Consider the following 18,280-nt stretch of genomic DNA (forward strand, 5'->3'; position numbering starts at 1 on the left):
GGGAAGGAGCGGGGGGAGGCGTGACCGAGAAGAGGGGGCGCCGCCGCTCTCAGTGCTGCAGCACGGCGCGCATGGCGGCGACGCGTCTGAAGACGACCGTCTCCATGTCGTCGGTGTTGTCCGTCGTGAAGAACTCGAAGGCGCTCGCCCGCATGATGGACATGAGGAGCTGCACGGCAGCGGCGGCGCGGAGGTCCCCGGGTGGGAGCCCCTCCCGACGCTCGACGAGGGCGACGTCCCGCTTCTCGTCGCTCGACATGTGCTCGAGGACCCGCTTGAAGAGCCTCGGCTCCTGGTCGATGACGGCCATGACTTCGCGGATGTCTCCCGAGTTCGGCTCCGGGTCGGATTCGCGCCACCGCTCGAGTGCGAGGTGCGTCAGCGCTTCGAGGAGGTCAGGGCTGAGCTGCTCGCTCCCGGGGTCCCCGCCTGCCACGAAGCGCTCGTCGAGGGGCGTCGTGTCTCGTCGGGCCGAGATGCCGAGCACGGCGTCTTCCTTCGATGCGAAGTAGTTGAAGAACGTCCTTCGGGAGATGCCGACCTGCTCGCAGAGCTCCTCGATCGTGAAGCTGGGAAGGCCGCCGTCGAGGGCGCGACGTCGGGCCATCGACGAGATGTCGCGGCTTGTCTGCGCCATCTTGCGAGCCCGCAGGTTCGTTGCACTATCGGTCACTAGTGCAGTATTGCACTAATCAGGAAAAGTGCAACAAGTTCTGGGTGCGGATGCACGTTCCGCCCATGCGCATCCCTTGGCCTACGCTGTCCCCTAGTACCCCGAGGAGACCCGATGGCCGAGATCCCGCACATCACGATCAGCGCTGGCTTCATCTTCGCGATCATCGACCTGATCATCCGAGTCATCGCGATCATCGTCGTGCCCCGCAATCGCAAGCCGAGCGTCGGCATCGCCTGGCTCATGGCCATCTTCCTCATCCCGTACGTCGGCGTCATCGCGTTCCTCCTCCTCGGCAGCTTCCGCCTCCCCGCGAAGCGCATGGAGCGTCAGCAGGAGGTCACGACCTTCATCAACATGGCCGTCGGGAGCGTCGAGGTCGAGCCGACGAAGCACAGTGACCCGGCCTGGTTCGACTCCGTCGTCGCCCTCAACCGCACGTACACGGCCATCCCGCTCATCAGCGACAACGAGGTCGTCCTGCAGGGCGACTACGAGGAGACCATCGTCGCGATGGCCGCCGAGATCGATACGGCGGAGAAGTGGGTGCACGTCGAGTTCTACATCCTCGCCTGCGACCACACCACTCGGCCGATCTTCGACGCCCTCGACCGGGCGGTCGCTCGAGGCGTGAGCGTTCGCATCCTGCTCGACCACATCGCCTCCATCCGCGTGCCCGGCTACCGCAAGCACACGCTGTCGCGACTCAAGGCCCTCGAGCGGGCCGGCGCCGAGTGGCACTACATGCTGCCCGTCCGCCCCTGGCGCGGCGAGTACCAGCGGCCAGACCTGCGAAACCACCGCAAGCTCCTCATCGTCGACGGCAACTCCGCCTACCTCGGCTCGCAGAATGTCGTCGACTCGACGTACAACAAGCGCGGCAACATCCGCCGTGGCCTCCACTGGCACGACCTCATGGTGCGCCTCGAGGGGCCGGCCGTGCACGCCGTCAGCGCCGTCTTCATCACCGACTGGTACTCGGAATCGGGAACGATCATCCCCGAGGACCTCACCGACGTCGAGACGATGCCGCAGGAAGCCCGGATGGACTGCCAGATCGTGCCAAGCGGCCCCGGGTATCCGAGCGAGAACAACCTCCGCCTCTTCCTCAACCTCCTCTACGTCGCCCAGAAGTCGATCATCATCACGAGCCCCTACTTCGTTCCGGACGAGTCGATGCTGTACGCCATCACGACCGCGACGGCACGCGGGGTGGTCGTCGAGCTGTTCGTGTCGGAGATCGGCGACCAGGCCATGGTCTACCACGCGCAGCGCTCCTACTACGAGGCCCTGCTGCTCGCGGGGGTGCGCATCTGGATGTACAAGTCGCCGACCATCCTGCATGCCAAGCACTTCACGATCGACGACGAGGTCGCCGTCATCGGGTCATCCAACATGGACATGCGCTCTTTCTCGCTGAACTTCGAGGTGTCGCTCATGGTGCGAAGCGCGGACTTCGTCGAGGACCTGCGAGAGGTGCAGCAGGACTACCGCGAGCACTCGCGAGAGCTGACGATGTTCGAGTGGCGGAAGCAGCCGCTGCGCTCGACCGTCCTCGACAACCTCGCGAGGCTCACCGCGGGTCTGCAGTAGCCGAACCCTGGGTGTTCGCTCCACCTCGAGCACGAGGCTCGCCGCAGCTGTTGTGGGTCGGGAGTAATTTTGCGAGTGAGCCCGATCGGGCTCAGATCGACCGACGCGTGCAGGAGCAGCGAGTCATGCAGAAGATCATCCCGAACCTCTGGTTCAACAAGAATGCCGAAGAGGCAGGCGAGTTCTACGCCTCCAGCTTCCCCAAGACGACGACGTCGGTGGAAGCCCGATACCCCGAGACCGATCTCCTCGACTTCCAGAAGGACTTCGCGGGCTTGCCGCTCGTCGTCGGCGTGGAGATCGACGAGTACCGGTTCACGCTCATCAACGCCGGCGACCAGTTCAGGCCGAACCCGTCGGTCTCGTTCATGCTCAACTTCGACCCGCGCGTGCTCGGCGGCGACGCGGCGTCGGTGCAGGCGAGCCTCGACAAGCTCTGGACTGCGCTCAGCGACGGCGGGAAGGTGCTCATGCCGCTGCAGGAGTACCCGTTCAGCCCGCGCTACGGCTGGGTCGAGGACCGCTATGGCGTGAGCTGGCAGCTCATGTTCGTCGATCCCGACGGCTTGAGCACTGCCGACGAGGCCCGGCCGTTCATCGTGCCGAGTCTGCTCTTCGGCGGAGCGGCGCAGAACAGAGCGCGCGAGGCCATCGACTTCTACGTCTCCCTGTTCCCGGATGCGCTCATCGGCACGGTGGCCGAGTACCCGGCGCCGTCGGGTCCGGCTCCGGCGGGTGCCATCATGTACGCCGACTTCCAGCTCGCCGGCCAGTGGTTCGTCGCGATGGACAACGGGGCCGGCCAGGAGTTCGGCTTCGACTGCGGCGTCTCATTCGAGGTCGACTGTGCCGACCAGGCGGAGATCGACCACTACTGGAACGCGATGAGCGCCGTCCCGGAGGCCGAGCAGTGCGGATGGCTGGCGGACAGGTTCGGAGCGAGCTGGCAGATCGTGCCGACGAACATGGGGGAGCTCATGGCGAGGCCGGACGGCTATGAGCACATGATGCAGATGAAGAAGCTGGTCATCGCCGACTTCTGACCTACCACCGTGCGGTGTCGAGCGCGCTCGGGTTCGAACACATATTCCCAGGATTCGTCGGGTCGTCAGCCAGGCGAGCCGCTTACTGTCGCCGGTATGGCAGAGACACACGAAGGCGAAATGCTCGGAGCAACCGAGCCCGATGAGAACGGCACGGAAAAGGATCCGTCGAACTGGGTCACCGGTGACGAGCCGATGACCGGCGCGCAGCGCAGCTACCTCGACACGCTCGCCCGCGAGGCTGGCGAAGAGATCCCGGCGAACATCACGAAGGCCGAGGCGTCAGAGCACATCGACCGCCTCCAGCAGAAGACGGGTCGCGGCGAGAGCTGACCGCGGCAAGAGAAAAGGCCAGGCCGGGTCGCGTTCAGCGACCGGCCTGGCCTTCTTCGTGGAGCGGATGACGGGAATCGAACCCGCGCTATCAGCTTGGGAAGCTGAAGTTCTGCCATTGAACTACATCCGCGCACCCAACGCCCGAAGGCGATGAACTCGACCATCGTACAACGAAGCCGCCTGGGGGTGGTGGCGACGCGGCCGTGATGTCCCGGCATAGGTGCCCGCATGACTCCCCAGAATGTTGCGGTCCAATCTGTGATCTGTCATCGTGGGCTTCACATCACAGTGAAGCCGGATGAGGGGGAATGCCGGTTCACTGTTCGACAACTCCGGGGGGACACATGAGCGATATTCTGCGCGCCGAGAAGCAAGAGCCGAGTCGACGGGCGGTTGCATCCGCGGTGGCGTGGGCGCTGCCGACCATTGCGATCGCGGTCTCCGCGCCTGCGCAAGCGAGTTCCGGCGTCCCGCCGCAGCCACCAGGCCTGAACGGTTGGATCTCCTTCACGATGCCGGACGACAGCGCGAGCGTCTACCGAGTCGAGGGGCGCCCTGGCCAGAGTCACCAATACGGAATATATGGGCTCTGGGTGACGAACACGACGAGCACCTCCGTCATCACGGATACGCGAATCGTCCTGCACTACCTTCCCGGTCCGAGCTCGTGGTCCTCGAGCACGTCATCGGCCTGGAGCGACCTCAAGCAGATCGGCACGCACGACTTCCCTGAGGGCAGGCACGAGAGCTACGAGATGACCTACCTGCGCACCATCGTGCCGACGGAGGGAGTCACGAACCTCGTCAGCGACATGGTCTTCGCGGGCGAGGTCAGCCTCGACGGCAACGCGCCCTCCCTCTACGTCGACAGGTACGTGACGGTGGACGGCGTGGAGCTTGCGTTCCGAAGGAAGTACCGCACGAACGTGTACACGCCGCTCAACAGCAACACCCCACCGAACGCGTCGAGCACTTCTCGCGAGCGGCGCGCGTTCGCAGGGGCCGACGAGGAACTCGGGTCGAACGCCGCCCCAGTCTGAGGGTGCGCACCTGAGGGTGCGCGTCCGAGCCGGCGCTCTGAACCCGACCGGCGGTGCGCCGGTCGGGTTCAGTCGCGCTTGGCGACAAGCGCGCGGATGACGAAGAACACGATGACGGCGACGACGGCGACGACGGCGACGATGCTCAGTCGCGCCACCATCCAGGCCAAGTGGAAGAGCACGTCGACGAGCCACCAGGCGATCACGACGGCCACGATGACGCCGATGACGGTCCACACGTTTCTGCTCACGTCCTCAGCCTAGCCTCGCGCATCCGGCGACCAACTAGGCTGGCGACGTGCTTCTCAGCGATCGCGACATCAAGCAGGGCGTCGAAGCGGGCCGTATCGGCCTCGAGCCGTACGAGCCGGGACTCGTGCAGCCCTCGAGCATCGACGTGCGCCTCGACAGGTACTTCCGGTTGTTCGACAACCACAGGTACCCGTTCATCGACCCGGCAGAGGAGCAGCCGGAGCTGACGAGGCTGGTCACGTCGAAACCAGACGAGCCGTTCGTGCTGCACCCGGGCGAGTTCGTGCTCGCCTCCACATTCGAGCGCGTCACCCTCGGCGACGATGTCGCGGCCCGGCTCGAGGGCAAGAGCTCGCTCGGCAGGCTCGGACTGCTCACGCACTCGACGGCGGGATTCATCGACCCCGGCTTCACGGGGCACGTGACGCTGGAGCTGTCGAACGTCGCAACGCTCCCCATCAAGCTCTGGCCCGGCATGAAGATCGGCCAGCTCTGCTTCTTCCAGCTCTCGAGCGCCGCGGAGCACCCCTACGGGTCTGCGATCTACAGCTCCCGCTACCTCGGGCAGCGAGGCCCGACCGCTTCCCGGTCGTTCATGAACTTCACCCGCGCCGACGTGTCGGTCACCGAGGCGGGCGCGCCCGGCGAGTAGCTCGAGAGGGGCAGCGAGCCGCGCCGCTCCGGTGCACCGAACTTCTCTGCGAGGTTGCGGAAACCGGGGCACGCGCACGTAGCGTTGGCGCAACGTTGTCAACGATGCCCGTGCTCCATTCGGGCTCGAGGCGTCCCCACGAAGGATGCATGGCCCATGCCACAGACACCACCCCCGAACTCGCAGCGCGGCCCCGGAACCGGGGATCTCTCTCGCGAGCCGAGCGGTGCCGACATTCGCCGTTGGCGCCGCTACCTCGCCGATGAGCGCGCAGAAGGGTCCGTGTACCGAGACCTCGCGGCGAAGCGCGAGGGTGAGGAGCGGGAGATCCTGCTGGGTCTCGCGAGCGCCGAGGTGCGGCACGAGGAGCACTGGCTGAGTCTCCTCGGCCCGGCGGGCGACGGCGGGGTGCGAGCACAACTCGGGACGCGCCTCTTCGGCTGGTTCGCGCGCCGCTTCGGCTCCCTCTTCGTGCTGGCGCTCATCCAACGAGCTGAGTCACGTTCGCCGTACGAGCGCGAAGCGGATGCGACCCCAGAGATGGCGGCGGACGAGCGCATCCACGAGGAGGTCGTTCGCGGCCTGGCAATGCGCAGCCGCTCCCGCATGTCCGGCGGCTTCCGGGCGGCGGTGTTCGGGGCCAACGATGGGCTCGTCTCGAACCTCGCCCTCGTGCTCGGCATCGGCGCGACCGGTGCGCCCACGGTGATCATCCTCGCGACGGGCCTCTCCGGGCTGCTCGCCGGAGCGTTGTCGATGGCGGCGGGCGAGTACGTGTCCGTCCGCTCGCAGCGTGAACTCCTTGAGGCCTCGACGCCAAGCCCGGACACTCCCCAGACCATCCAGCAGCTCGACGTGAACGCGAACGAGCTGGAGCTCGTCTACCGTGCCAGGGGCATGGGCGAGGACGAGGCTCGCAGCTACGCCCACCGCGTGTTCGCGCTGCAGGGGGCCGACCCGGAATCCGGCCCGATCTCGCTGCAGTCCGCCGAGGAAGAGCACGAGGAGCTCGGTACCGCGTGGACTGCGGCCCTCTCCAGCTTCTGCTTCTTCGCCGGCGGTGCGCTCCTCCCGGTGCTTCCCTACATCTTCGGAATGAGCGGCATCGCCGCCGTCGCGGTGTCCGCGGCGGTCGTCGGTGTCGCGCTTCTCGCGACGGGCGCCATCGTCGGCGTGCTGTCGGGTGGTCCGCCGTGGCGTCGCGCCGGACGCCAGCTGCTCATCGGCTTCGGGGCCGCGGCCGTGACGTACGTGCTCGGCCTCGTCTTCGGAGTTGCGGTTGGATAGGGCTCATGCCCATTCCTGAGTTCGTCGCCGAGCTGCGCGCCAAGATCGGGCCGGAGCATCCGCTCTGGCTTGCTGGTTCGACTGCCGTCATCATCCGTCCGACGATGGCACCCGCTGGTGTCCCCGCTGCCGGCGGTGAGGAGGTGCTGCTCGTGCGGCGCTCCGACAACGGAGTGTGGAGCCCGGTGACGGGCATCGTCGACCCGGGCGAGCATCCGGCGACGACTGCAGTGCGGGAGAGCCTCGAGGAAGCCATGGTGGAGGTCCGCGTCGAGCGCCTCGTGCGTCTCAGCGTCTCGCCGAAGATCGTGCACGCGACGGGTGACCGCGCGCAGTACTGCGACCTCGTGTTCCGCTGCTCCTGGGTAGCCGGAGATGCGGCGGTCGGTGACGACGAGTCGGTGGACGTCGCCTGGTTCCCCGTGGATGCCCTGCCCGAGATGCCCGAGCATCTGGCCTCCCGTGTCGCCGTCGCGGTCGCGGACCAGCCCGAGTGCGAGCTGCTCGTCGACGGGGTGCCGCTGTCGATCGTCGGGCCCGGAGTCTCTCGGTAGACATGCCGGTGCCGGTGCCCGTGCCGGCGTGGGTGCCCGTGTGAGTGTGAGTGCGGGTGGAGTCGTCCCTGCCTGGCTACTCCGGGGCGCCGACGACGACCTGGCCGTCGGCTGACGAGACGGTGACGGTCACGGACTGCTCCTGCTCTGCATACGTGAACGTGCACTGGAACTCGGCGCCTTGATCGGCCTTGACCTGCTCTGGGCAGACGACGTCGGTCACCTCGACGAGACCGAAGTCGTCTTGCAGCACGCGTGTGACCTCAGCCTGCAGCGGCTCAGCTGCGAGCACGCTGCCGTTGCTCTGGCCGATGAAGTAGCCGCCGAGACCTGCGATGAGTGCCGCCGCGGGAATCGCGAGGATCAGGAGCAGACGAGAGTTGCCCTTCGGCTTGCCTGCCTGTGCCGGCCCGGGCCCTGGTCCGAATTGCTGGCCCGGGAAGCCAGGGCCCTGGACGCCGGGCCCCTGGTAGCCAACCGGCTGCTGGTAGCCGAAGTCCTGCTGTGTCGGGGACGCGGGAGCTGGCGCCCCGTAGGTGGCGCTCGGGACGCCGTACGTGGCGTTCGGGTTCGCAAAACCGGAGCCGTACCCGGAACCATCTCCAGGCCCGTAGCCGGACGCCGATGCCGCGTGAGCGCCGGGACCGTACGCGCTGGGGGTTGACCTCTCGCCTGGCGTCGACCCGACCTGGCCGGTCTGGCTGGTCTGGCCCGTCTGGCCGGCCTGGCTGGTCTGGCCCGTCTGGCCGGCCTGGCTGGTCTGGCCGGCCTGACCGACGTTGCTCGCACCTGGCGTCGCCGAAGCGGCCGGGTATCCGGGCTGGGGATACGGCAGGCCGTACTGGGAAGGCTGCTGATGCGGTGCAGGCTGCTGGCCCTGGCTCTGACCGTACTGCTGGTTCTGGTTCTGGTTTTGGTTCTGGTTCGGGTTCTGACCGTAGTGCTGTTCCGGGCCCGACCCCTGGCCGGGCCCGTGCGGTTGCCGAGCCTGCTGCCCCTGTTGCCCCTGCCGCGGGTCACGCGGGTCGCGCGGGTCGTTGGGGTCGCGTGGCCTCTGCGGGCCGCCCTGCGGTGGGAAGGTCATCGTGGCTCCTCCAGCTTGCTTGCTGTGACGTGCATGAGCGGTCCCGGCCTAGCCGGTTCTCGCGTTCCCGATCGCATCCCAGAACGCGCTCGCCTGATCTGCGGTCACATTGGTCACGTACTGGGGCGCGAGCGACGCGGGGTCATCCGGCAGATCGTCGGCCGTTGGCGTGCCCGTGATCTCGAAACCGAACTGCACCTCGACGTCGAGCGATGCCGCATCCATCGTGCCGTTCACCTCGATCTTCTGCACGATGCCATCCGTGCCGACCCACACGTGCAGCGGGAGCAGGGTGCCGAGCTCGTCCTCGCTGAGCTGCGAGCGGAGATCGTCGCCCAGCGTGTACAGCCCGGCCTCCTCGAGCGAGTCGAACGTGACCGCCGACGTGAAGTGCTTGCTGCCATCTGCCGAGACCTCGAGCTTCTCGGGAAGCTCCTCGCCGTTGCTCTCCTTCGACAGCTGCCATGCCTTCACCAGATTGCACATGTAGATGACGGTGCCGAGGATGCACGTGCGCTGCGGGTCGTTCGCGCGGTCGAGGTCGCCCATCGGCAGGCGCGCCCACGGGGTCGAGACGACCGTCGTGTACGCGCTGCCGAAGAGGTAGTAGGTGTAGTCGCTGCCGGCAATGTGGACCTCGTCGATGGAGGTTCCCGCCTCGGCGGTCGACTCCTTCGTGACGTAGGACGCGCCGACCACGCTCGTCTCGTGCTGCGTGCTGAGCGTTGCCCCGGTCGAGGCCTTGCCGTGCGTGTAGGCGGTCGCGGAGAAGTTCTCGACCTTGGCGAGGCCCTCCACGAGGGAGTCACCGAGCAGCTCCGCGCCGGTGTCGGCGTGGTACTCGAGCTTCGCCTCGTGGTTCGCGACCGCTGTCGGGGTCGTCGTCGCGCATCCGGAGAGCACGAGGCCGACCAGCAGCGCCGTCGCGCCTGCGATGAGGTGTTGGGTGCGCATCAGGAACCCCCGAGCTCGTTGTACAGCGAGAGCGCGGTCTGGCCGAGCACCGAGCCCTCCCACCGGAACGGCGGGTTCGCCGACGAGAGGACCGTCGACGAGGTTGCGGCGACGTAGCCGGCCCCGATCACCGTGTCGTAGTAGACGAGCCAGGCCCCACCAGAGCCTCCCGGCGTCATGCTGCACATGTGGGTGTACCCGCCGGCGGAACCCTCCCGCCACTGGCTGGAGGCGCACATGTACTCCTCGGAGCCGTCGTAGGGGCTCGCACTCGGATAGCCGACCTGCGTGATCGCCTTGGCGGGGACCCCGAAGGCGATGCCCTGCCCGCCCGTCACGTCCTGGATGCGCTTGCCGTCTTTCTCCTCCATCACGAGGAACGCGAAGTCGTTGTTCCAGCCCTCCCCGTACACGCCCTGGTCGCCGTAGTTGGCGTTGTCGAGGAAGTGCTGCGGGATGCTGTAGTCGGTGGCCGCCCAGCGACCGTACGGCTGCTCGGCCCCGTCGCCGCGGTCGCCAGGGATGAAGACGACGTTGCTCGCGATGGCCTTGTTGCTCTCGAAGTCGACGAGGCAGTGGGCCGCCGTGACGACGATGTTGCGCTCGCCGGAGTTCACGACCGTCGCCGAGCACACCGCGAGACCACTCGCGAACGACATGTACAGGCGACCGAAGGTGGATGCGCCGAGCCCGGCGCGGTCGTAGGGCACCGCCTCCGAGACATCTCCGTAGCCGTTCGCCGACTCGGCGGCGGGCACCGGGGTGGTCGGCGGGACGAAGGCGCCGGTCGCCGGGTCGCCGACTCCGACCGTGATGCCGTTGTCTGGTGCCGTGTAGTCGAAGCCCTCGGCGTTCTTGAACATGTCGGGGTCTGACCAGAAGTCGTGCGATTCCTGCGCCGAGGACTCGAACGAGTCGCGCAGGCTGACCGTGCCGCCCTCGATGGGCGCGTCGACGGCGTCGTACCCGTTTGCCGAGGGAGTCGCCGTCGCGCTCACTGAGCACCCGGCCAGCAGCGCGACCGCAGCGAGCGCGCCGATGCTCGCGAGCAGAGCCCGTGGTCGGCGACGGTGTCGGGTCATGGGGTCTCCTTCGGCACGCTGGGTATGCCGTTCGTTGTCATGCTACGCAGAGCCACCGACACTCAGGCCGCGAACCTGCCGAAAACCCCGACGGTGGGGACTTCTCCCCGGGAGGGCCGGGGAATGCGGCGCCATCACCGCGTGGGCCATGAGGAATAGGGAGGCCTGAGTGTGCGTTGCCCCGACCATGCCAGGAACGCCCACGCTCTCCGTGCTCGACCTCATCCCCGTCGCCGAGGGGCAGTCCGGCGCTGACGCCGTTGCCGCATCCGCCCGCCTGGTGCGGCGAGCCGACGAGCTCGGGTACCACCGCTACTGGGTCGCCGAGCACCACAACACCGAGCTCGTCGCCTCGACGACGCCGCCCGTGCTGCTCGCGGCGCTCGGCGCGGGAACGCAGCGCATCCGCCTCGGCTCGGGCGGCGTCATGCTGCCGAACCACGCACCCTTCGTCGTCGCCGAGCAGTTCGCGACTCTCGAGTCGCTCTACCCCGGGCGCATCGACCTCGGTCTGGGCCGCGCGCCCGGCACCGACCCGTTCACCGCCGCCGCGCTGCGTCGCGACCTGTCGCGCGATCGCGTCGACGAGTTCCCCAACGACGTGCTCGAGCTCATGGGCTACCTGGGCGACGTGAGGGCGGAGCACGACCGCGAGGTGCTCAATCGCCTCCGAGTCAGCCCGGGCGCGGTGACGAACCCCCAGATCTGGCTCCTCGGCTCGAGCCTCTACGGGGCAGAGCTGGCCGCCGCCTTCGGCCTGCCGTACACCTTCGCGCACCACTTCGCGATGCACGCGGACCCCAAGGCCGCCGCCGACCACTACCGCGACCACTTCGTGCCGTCGCCCGTGCTCGCCGAACCGCACTTCATGGTGTCGGTCTCCGCGATCGCCGCGGAGTCGGTCGATGAGGCCACCCGCCTCGCGCTCCCCAGCAGGGCGGCCATGCACCAGATCCGGTTCGGCCGCCCCACGAGGGTCCTCTCCCCAGAGGGCGCGGCCGCGTACGCGGACCGGATGCAGGATCGCTCTCTCTACGACGCGACGACCGGCACGCAGCTCGTCGGGACCCCCGAGATGGTCGCCGACGGCATCGACCGCCTCATCGAGCGCACGGGGGCCGACGAGGTCATCCTCGCCGCCACGACGCACGACGTGGAGGTGCGGATCCGCACGATCGAGGCGCTCGCGGAGCTGCGCGACCCGGCTGCCTGGGAGCCGCGCGCGACTGTCGGTGCACATCCGCATAATTGACGGGTGACTTCCCACGCGCGCCATGCCTCTTCCGCCTCCACACCTGACGACTTCACGTTCGACGACCCGAGCGACGCCCCCGACAGCACCGACGAGGCGCTGCTCCGCGCGCTCGCGGTGACATTCGCCGACGCTGGCTTCACCGTCGACGGGGTCGAGTCGCGTCTGGGGGCCGAAGCGGCGGATGCGCTGCACCGCGACCTGCTCGAGCCTGCGTCGTTCGCCCTCTCGCGTGAGCCGGACGACGCGCTCTCCGCGCTCATCCGCCTGTTCGTGCTCGCTGAGACCGTCGAGGCGGGCGACGTCCCGGCACTCGACGAGCTGCTCGCGGCTCGCCTCGTTGCTCGCGTCCCGCGCCGGCGCCCCACGGAATCGGCTGAGGAGGCCAGCGCCGAGGAGCTCGCGGACGGGCTCGTGGTCGCACTCGTCGACGTGCGCCCGTACGCGAGCGAGGGCGTCAACGGCAGCGTCGAGATGTGGGTCGCCTCCGACCTCGGCGGTGTGCAGCTCGGCCGCGACCAGCCGCTGCGCCGCGACCATGTCGTCGGCATCGGGCCGGCGACGACGCTGCTCGCCCAACTCACCCCGCGGGAGCCCGTCGCCCGCGCGCTCGACCTCGGCGTCGGCATGGGCGTGCAGACCATGCACCTGCTCGCCCACACCAGGCACGTCGTCGCGACCGACATCTCGGAGCGTGCCCTCGCGTTCGCGAAGTTCAACCTGCTGCTCAACGCCGAGGCGCTCGGCATCGCCCCCGGCGGCCTCGAGGATCGCGTGAGCCTGCGCCTCGGAAACATGCTCGAGCCCGTCGCCGGCGAGCACTTTGACCTGTTCGTGTCGAATCCGCCGTTTGTCATCACGCCCCGGCGCGAGGGCGAAGGGGGAAGCGACCAGTACACGTACCGTGACGGCGGCAAGCCGGGCGACAGCATCGTCGAGGGGCTCGTGCGCGACCTCGGCACGGTGCTCGCCCCGGGCGGCGTCGCCTGCATGCTCGGCAACTGGGAGGTGCGGGAGGGCGACGCCAACTGGCACTCGCGCCTCGAGACGTGGCCCGCGAACGATGTCGACCTGTGGGTCGTGCAGCGCGAGGACGCGACTCCGGTCGAGTACGCCGACATGTGGTTGAAGGATGCGGCTGAGAACGCCGAGCTCTCGAGCTGGCAGCACGCATTCCGCCGCTACCTGCAGGACTTCGCGAGCCGCGACGTCGAGCGCATCGGCATGGGCATGTTCTTCCTCCGCCGCACCCACGAGGGCGCCGTCGGCGGCCCGCTGCGCCGCTTCGAGCACCTCACGCACGCGCTCGGCCACCCGCTCGCCGCGCACATCCGCGACGGCTTCGAGGCCATCACCTGGCTGCGCGGGGTCGACGACGACGAGCTCTTCGACGAGCCGCTCGTCGTCGCCGGCGACGTCACCGAAGAGCGCCACTCGCGGCCAGGCGACGAGGACCCGAGCATCATCATGCTTCGCCAGGGCGCGGGGTTCCGCCGCACCATGTCGATGTCGACGGAACTCACCGGCTTCGTGTCGGTGTGCGACGGTGAGCTCGTCGGTTCACAGATCGTCACCGCCATCGCATCGCTCGTCGATGTCGAGGAAGAGGCCCTGCGCGCGAGCCTCGTGCCCGACGTGCGCGAGCTCGTGGCACTCGGCTTCCTCGAGCCGCGCTGGCGGTAGAAGGTCAGCTCGGCTGGCGGCGCTGAGCGTGCTCGCTCCCCGCCGTCACGGGTGCACCACGACGTTCTCCGGCGCCTCGCCGGCCAGGAGTGCGCGCAGCTGGCGGTCGATGAGCGCGACCATGCGCGGATGCATCGCCGAGGAAGCACCCCCGACGTGCGGGGTGATGAGTGCGCCGTCGAGATCCCAGAGCCGGTGCCCTGGCGGCAGGGGCTCTGGGTCGGTGACGTCGAGGGCGGCCCGGATGCGGCCGGCCTCGAGCGCGGCGATGAGCGCCTTGGTGTCGACGACGGGTCCGCGCGCGACGTTCACGAGGAGCGAGCCCTGTCGCATCGCGGCGAGGAAGCTCGCATCGACGAGGTGCCTGGTCTCGTCGGTGAGCGGCACCGTGAGGATCACCACGTCGATCTCGGGGAGCAGCGCCTCGAGGCTCGAGATGGGGTGCACGCGGTCGGGCCCGCCCTCGGCTCCGCGGGCGGAGCGCGCGAATCGGAGCACGTTCGCCTCGAAGCCGCTCAGTCGAAGCTCGATGGCCTTGCCGACGCCGCCGTATCCGACGATGGCCACCGTGCGGTCGGCGAGGCTCTGGCCGGGCAGCTGGTGCCACGCGTGCCGCTTCGCCGCTGTCGTGTACTCGGGGATGCGGCGGAGCGACGCGAGCGTGAGTCCGAGCGCGAGCTCGGCCGTCGAGGCCTCGTGCACGGAGCGCGCGTTGGCAACCGCGTGGCCGGCGGGCAGGTGGGCGAGCACGTCCTCGTAGCCGATCGTCTGGGCCTGGACGAGTCGCGTCGTCGTGCACCCGAGGCTCGCGGCGAGGCGCGGGTCCTGCTGATAGGGGAGCACGACGAGGTCGATGTGCGGGGCGGGTGACGGCGTCGTCAGATCCCAGGTGATGCACTCGAGGTTGGCGGCGATCTCGAGCTGCGTGATCGAGGCCGCGAGGGCCGGGGTCGGCACCGAGACGAGGAGCTGTTTGATGTGGGTCACGATACGGGCTCTTGCTTACATAATGAGTTCATGCACATAATGTAAGCCAGACGCGGTCCCAGGCCAAGCAAGTCCTGTTCCTCCTCGGCAAGGCCGAGACCGCGCGAGACCCCACCTCGATTGGACGACAATGACGTCAGAGATCATCACGATCATCCACACGGCGATCGCCATCCTCGGCGTCGTCGTGCTCATCACCCGCTTCCGACTGAACCCCGCCGTCGCCCTCGTGATCGGCTCCCTCTACCTGGGACTCGCCACGGGGCATCCGCCGACCGAGACCATCGGCACGATCACCGGCGGCTTCGGGGAGATCATGGCCGAGGTCGGCCTCCTCATCACCTTCGGCGTGCTGCTCGGCTCCATGCTCAGCGAGATGAACGCCATCCAGCGCCTCGTCTCGCACCTGCTGCGCGTCTTCGGGCCGCGAGGGCTGCCGTACGCGATGGGCCTCACGATCGGCACCGTGCTCCAGTCGATCTTCCTCGACGTGCTCCTCGTGATCTCCGCGCCCCTCGCACGCAAGATGGCGCCGCTCATCGGCAAGCACGGCACGCCGCGCATCGCGACGGCCCTCGCCATCAGCCTCGAGTGCGGCATCGTCTTCATGGTGCCGGGCGTGGCAGCCCTTGCGCTGGCAGGCGTCCTCGGCGTCCCGCTCGGCCAGATGCTGCTCTTCGGCCTCATCGTCATCGTGCCGACCATCGTCATCTCGATCTTCATCATGACGCTGCTGTTCCGCATCGGCTTCTGGAAGGAGAAGCTGGACGAGACGCAGCCCCTCGAAGGTGAAGAAGGAGCGGACAACAGCATCGACGCGTCTCCGGAGCCCGTCGCACCCCTCAAGACCGAGAGCATCCCAGTCGGCGACCGACTCAGCAAGGTCGGCGGCGTCCCCCGCGGCGTCGCCGTCGCCGAGCGCACCACGACCTCCGAGCCGAAGCTCATCCTGCTCTTCGCGCCGCTCCTGCTCTGCCTCGGCCTCATCGCGACGGGCGCGATCCTGCAGATCGTCGGCGTCGAGATCGACGCGCTTGTCCTCGTGACGGACCCCGTCTTCGCGCTGCTCCTCGCCGTCCTCGGCACGAGCATCATCGGCAGGCTCACGGTCGGCGGCAAGGCGGTCGAGAAGTCGGTTGTCGCGGGCTTCCGCGAGAGCGGTCAGATCCTGATCCTCACCGGTGTGGGCGGCTCGCTCGCGGCGACCGTCGCGGCGACCGGCCTCGGCGACATCCTCGGGCAGGCGTTCAGCGCCAACAGCTTCGCGCCGCTCCTCATCGTCTGGGCCATCGCGGCCGTACTGCACATCGCCGTCGGCTCCGTCACGATCTCGGCGATCACCGCCGCCGGCATCCTCGCGCCCATCGCGTCCGTCATCGGCCTCGACCCGATCCTCATCGCCCTCGCGGCGGGAGCCGGCTCGCTCTTCGCGGTGCACGTCACCAGCAACACGTTCTGGCTCCTGCAGTCGTTGCTCGGACAGACGACACGGGGCACGCTGAAGACATGCACCGTCGGTGTGTCCGTCGCCTCGGTGGTCGCGTTGCTCGTGACCCTTGTCCTCAGCATCTTCATCTGACCCGCACGCTCCGACCGATCACCGTCCGGAAAGGACCGACATGCACACCAACGCCAAGATCGCCCCGCTCGCGGGAGTCCGCGTGCTCGAGCTCGGGAACTTCATCGCAGCCCCGACGGCAGGGCGGATGCTCGCCGACTTCGGCGCCGAGGTCATCAAAGTCGAGCGGCCCGGAACGGGAGACGAGTTGCGCTCGTGGCGCCTGCATCCCGGCGCGACGACCTCCATGCTGTTCCACACCATCAACCGCAACAAGAAGTCGATCACCCTCGACCTCCGGACCGAGGAGGGGCGGGATGCGGTGCGTGCGCTTGCCGCCGACTGCGACGTGGTCCTCGAGAACTTCCGTCCGGGCACCATCGAGCGGTGGGGGATCGGGCCGGACGTGCTCAACGAGATCAACCCGGAAATCGTCATCGGCCGTATCTCCGCTTTCGGGCAGACGGGGCCCCTCTCGAGCCGGCCGGGGTTCGCCGCCGTCGCGGAAGCCATGGGCGGGTTCAGGAACCTCGTCGGCGACCCCGACCGCGCCCCGGTCCGCGTGGGCGTCTCGATCGGCGACTCCATCGCGGGCGTGTACGCCGCCTACGGCGTGATGATGGCGATGTTCCAGCGTGAGCAGCGCCGTGGCGCCGGCCTCGAGCCGGCCCCGCTCGAGGAGCGCGTCATCGACGTCGCCCTCAACGAGGCCATGTTCTCAATGATGGAGTCGCTCATCCCGGACTACCAGGCGCACGGGGTGGTGCGCGAGCGGGTCGGCGGGCGCATGGAGGGTATCGCCCCCACCAACGCGTACGTGTGCGGGGATGCGAAGAGCGTCGTGATCGCGGGCAACGCCGACGCGATCTTCGTGCGCTTCATGGGCATCATCGGGAGAGACGACCTCGCTCGCGACCCGGGCCTCGCGACCAACAATCTCCGCTGGGATCGGCGCGACGAGCTCGACGCCGCGATCGGCGCGTGGACGGCGACGCTCCCGGCCGAGGAGGTGCTCGACATCCTCGACGACGCCGGCGTCCCCTCTGGCCCGATCTACACTGCCGAGGACATCACCGCGAGCCCGCAGTACGCGGCCCGCGACATGATCCAGAAGTTCGACGTGACCGACGGAGACACCACCGTCGAGGGTGTCGGCTTCCCGGGCATCGTCCCGGTCCTCGGCGGCGCCTCCCTGCCGATTCGCACGCTCGCGCCCGGGCTCGGCCAGGACACCGAGGCGGTGCTCGCGGCCTACGCGGGCCGCAGCGGGCAGACGCAGAGCGACGACAACAGCAAGGTGGACGCACGATGAGCCAGAACCCGATCACCTCCGCGCGTCTGCGCGACGTCACCCTGCGCGACGGCCTGCAGCTCACCGGCAAGCTGCTGTCGACCCAGCGCAAGGTCGAGCTCGCGCGCGAGCTCTTCTCGGCCGGGGTACCAGAGCTCGAGATCGGCTCGATGGCGCGCGGCGACCTCGTCCCGCCCATGGCCAACACGCTCGAGGTCATCGAGGCGCTCACCCCGGAGGAGCTCGAGCACAGCTGGGTGTGGGTCGCGACCCCGCGGCACATCGAGAAGGCCGCGGCCGCCGGGGCGAAGAACTTCCAGTACTGCCTCTCGGTCTCCGACGCCCACAACCAGGCGAACATCGGGCGTACCACCGACACGAGTCTCGCGGCCATGCCGGACGCCGTCGCCCTGACCCGTCAGGCCGGCGGGCGCATCCAGCTGTGCCTCGCGACCTCCTTCACGTGCCCCTTCGACGGGCAGGTCGACCCAGACCGGGTCATTCGGATCGCCGACGACCCCAGGGCCGAGGGCGCTGAGGACATCGTCATCTGCGACACCCTGGGCCAAGCGCACCCCGGACAGGTGTCCTCGCTCATCTCCAGGGTCGTCGCCGAGTCGCCGAAGCGGGAGATCGTGTTCCACGGCCACGACACCTGGGGTGCGGGCGTCACGAACTCGATCGCGGCGGTCCTCGCGGGTGCGAGCGTCGTCGACGGCGCGCTCGGAGGGCTCGGCGGATGCCCGTTCGCTCCCGGAGCCAGCGGCAACACGGCCACGGAGGACCTGCTCTTCGCGATGCGCCCCGAGTGGCTCACTCCGGCGGCGTTCGCCCAGATCGTCCGCGAATCGGAGGCGCTGCTCGTCGACCTCGAAGAGCCGAACCGATCGAAGGCCCGCCAGGGCGCTCGCTCCAAGGCCCCCGCGTTCGAATGGGTCGTGCCGGCGTAGGCTGCGCCG

At 68.6% G+C, this 18,280-nt stretch carries 18 protein-coding genes and 1 tRNA gene; 12 read left to right on the forward strand and 7 right to left on the reverse strand.

Annotated elements, in window-relative coordinates:
- Positions 1–49 precede the first annotated feature (49 nt).
- On the reverse strand, positions 50–673 hold the full coding sequence (locus tag C5E10_RS00800; RefSeq protein WP_258070945.1) for a TetR/AcrR family transcriptional regulator: 624 nt from the start codon (positions 671–673) through the stop codon (positions 50–52).
- Between the two features lie 114 nt (positions 674–787).
- Here C5E10_RS00800 and cls point away from each other — a divergent pair, with 114 nt between their 5' ends.
- The 3 genes from cls (at position 788) to C5E10_RS00815 (ending at position 3,642) form a co-directional block, all read left to right on the forward strand.
- Complete coding sequence (gene cls, locus C5E10_RS00805) at positions 788–2,266, forward strand: cardiolipin synthase (protein ID WP_104330018.1); 1,479 nt, start codon at positions 788–790, stop codon at positions 2,264–2,266.
- Between the two features lie 125 nt (positions 2,267–2,391).
- Entirely contained in the window at positions 2,392–3,309 is a 918-nt protein-coding gene (locus C5E10_RS00810; protein WP_104330057.1) for a VOC family protein, read from the forward strand.
- A 96-nt stretch (positions 3,310–3,405) separates the two neighbouring features.
- A complete protein-coding gene (locus C5E10_RS00815; RefSeq protein WP_104330019.1) occupies positions 3,406–3,642 on the forward strand; it encodes a DUF3072 domain-containing protein in 237 nt (78 codons plus the stop codon).
- 59 nt (positions 3,643–3,701) lie between these two features.
- On the opposite strand, the gene C5E10_RS00820 is transcribed toward C5E10_RS00815, so the two are convergent.
- A tRNA-Gly gene (locus C5E10_RS00820) sits at positions 3,702–3,775 on the reverse strand.
- A gap of 214 nt (positions 3,776–3,989) precedes the next feature.
- Here C5E10_RS00820 and C5E10_RS18760 point away from each other — a divergent pair.
- Positions 3,990–4,685, forward strand: a complete 696-nt coding sequence (locus tag C5E10_RS18760) for a hypothetical protein (protein ID WP_146080110.1) — start codon at positions 3,990–3,992, stop codon at positions 4,683–4,685.
- A gap of 68 nt (positions 4,686–4,753) precedes the next feature.
- Here C5E10_RS18760 and C5E10_RS00830 read toward each other — a convergent pair whose 3' ends face one another.
- Positions 4,754–4,936 (reverse strand): hypothetical protein, encoded by a 183-nt coding sequence (locus tag C5E10_RS00830; RefSeq protein WP_104330021.1) that lies wholly within the window; start codon positions 4,934–4,936, stop codon positions 4,754–4,756.
- Positions 4,937–4,983: 47 nt separating this feature from the next.
- Between C5E10_RS00830 and dcd the strand changes: the two genes are divergently transcribed.
- The 3 genes from dcd (at position 4,984) to C5E10_RS00845 (ending at position 7,430) form a co-directional block, all read left to right on the forward strand.
- Positions 4,984–5,589: a dCTP deaminase gene (dcd, locus tag C5E10_RS00835; RefSeq protein WP_104330022.1), complete on the forward strand. Its 606-nt coding sequence runs from the start codon at positions 4,984–4,986 to the stop codon at positions 5,587–5,589.
- Positions 5,590–5,745: 156 nt separating this feature from the next.
- Entirely contained in the window at positions 5,746–6,876 is a 1,131-nt protein-coding gene (locus tag C5E10_RS00840; protein WP_104330023.1) for a VIT1/CCC1 transporter family protein, read from the forward strand.
- 5 nt (positions 6,877–6,881) lie between these two features.
- Positions 6,882–7,430, forward strand: coding sequence for an NUDIX domain-containing protein (locus C5E10_RS00845; RefSeq protein WP_104330024.1), 549 nt, complete (start codon positions 6,882–6,884; stop codon positions 7,428–7,430).
- A gap of 76 nt (positions 7,431–7,506) precedes the next feature.
- Here C5E10_RS00845 and C5E10_RS00850 read toward each other — a convergent pair whose 3' ends face one another.
- From C5E10_RS00850 to C5E10_RS00860, 3 genes are read right to left on the reverse strand one after another with little or no spacing between them, the layout of a single operon-like run.
- Positions 7,507–8,514, reverse strand: coding sequence for a DUF4333 domain-containing protein (locus C5E10_RS00850; RefSeq protein WP_104330025.1), 1,008 nt, complete (start codon positions 8,512–8,514; stop codon positions 7,507–7,509).
- A 48-nt stretch (positions 8,515–8,562) separates the two neighbouring features.
- A complete protein-coding gene (locus C5E10_RS00855) occupies positions 8,563–9,468 on the reverse strand; it encodes a hypothetical protein (protein ID WP_104330026.1) in 906 nt (301 codons plus the stop codon).
- Complete coding sequence (locus C5E10_RS00860; RefSeq protein WP_104330027.1) at positions 9,468–10,550, reverse strand: serine protease; 1,083 nt, start codon at positions 10,548–10,550, stop codon at positions 9,468–9,470. Before C5E10_RS00860 ends, C5E10_RS00855 begins: the two co-directional genes overlap by 1 nt.
- A 187-nt stretch (positions 10,551–10,737) precedes the next feature.
- Here C5E10_RS00860 and C5E10_RS00865 point away from each other — a divergent pair, with 187 nt between their 5' ends.
- Entirely contained in the window at positions 10,738–11,802 is a 1,065-nt protein-coding gene (locus tag C5E10_RS00865) for an LLM class flavin-dependent oxidoreductase (RefSeq protein ID WP_104330028.1), read from the forward strand.
- Between the two features lie 3 nt (positions 11,803–11,805).
- Entirely contained in the window at positions 11,806–13,485 is a 1,680-nt protein-coding gene (locus C5E10_RS00870; protein WP_104330029.1) for a methyltransferase, read from the forward strand.
- Between the two features lie 45 nt (positions 13,486–13,530).
- On the opposite strand, the gene C5E10_RS00875 is transcribed toward C5E10_RS00870, so the two are convergent.
- The gene (locus C5E10_RS00875) at positions 13,531–14,472 is read right to left on the reverse strand and encodes a 2-hydroxyacid dehydrogenase (protein WP_258070946.1); all 942 of its coding nucleotides are present in this window, start codon (positions 14,470–14,472) and stop codon (positions 13,531–13,533) included.
- Between the two features lie 130 nt (positions 14,473–14,602).
- Here C5E10_RS00875 and C5E10_RS00880 point away from each other — a divergent pair, with 130 nt between their 5' ends.
- The 3 genes from C5E10_RS00880 to C5E10_RS00890 are packed head-to-tail and all read left to right on the forward strand — an operon-like array spanning position 14,603 to position 18,271.
- Positions 14,603–16,051 (forward strand): GntP family permease, encoded by a 1,449-nt coding sequence (locus C5E10_RS00880; protein ID WP_104330030.1) that lies wholly within the window; start codon positions 14,603–14,605, stop codon positions 16,049–16,051.
- A 40-nt stretch (positions 16,052–16,091) separates the two neighbouring features.
- On the forward strand, positions 16,092–17,342 hold the full coding sequence (locus tag C5E10_RS00885; RefSeq protein ID WP_104330031.1) for a CaiB/BaiF CoA-transferase family protein: 1,251 nt from the start codon (positions 16,092–16,094) through the stop codon (positions 17,340–17,342).
- Positions 17,339–18,271 (forward strand): hydroxymethylglutaryl-CoA lyase, encoded by a 933-nt coding sequence (locus C5E10_RS00890; RefSeq protein WP_104330032.1) that lies wholly within the window; start codon positions 17,339–17,341, stop codon positions 18,269–18,271. The genes C5E10_RS00885 and C5E10_RS00890 overlap by 4 nt, the downstream gene beginning before the upstream one ends.
- Positions 18,272–18,280 lie beyond the last annotated feature (9 nt).

This window comes from Pseudoclavibacter sp. RFBG4, from assembly GCF_002931515.1.
Taxonomy (GTDB): Bacteria; Actinomycetota; Actinomycetes; order Actinomycetales; family Microbacteriaceae; genus Pseudoclavibacter.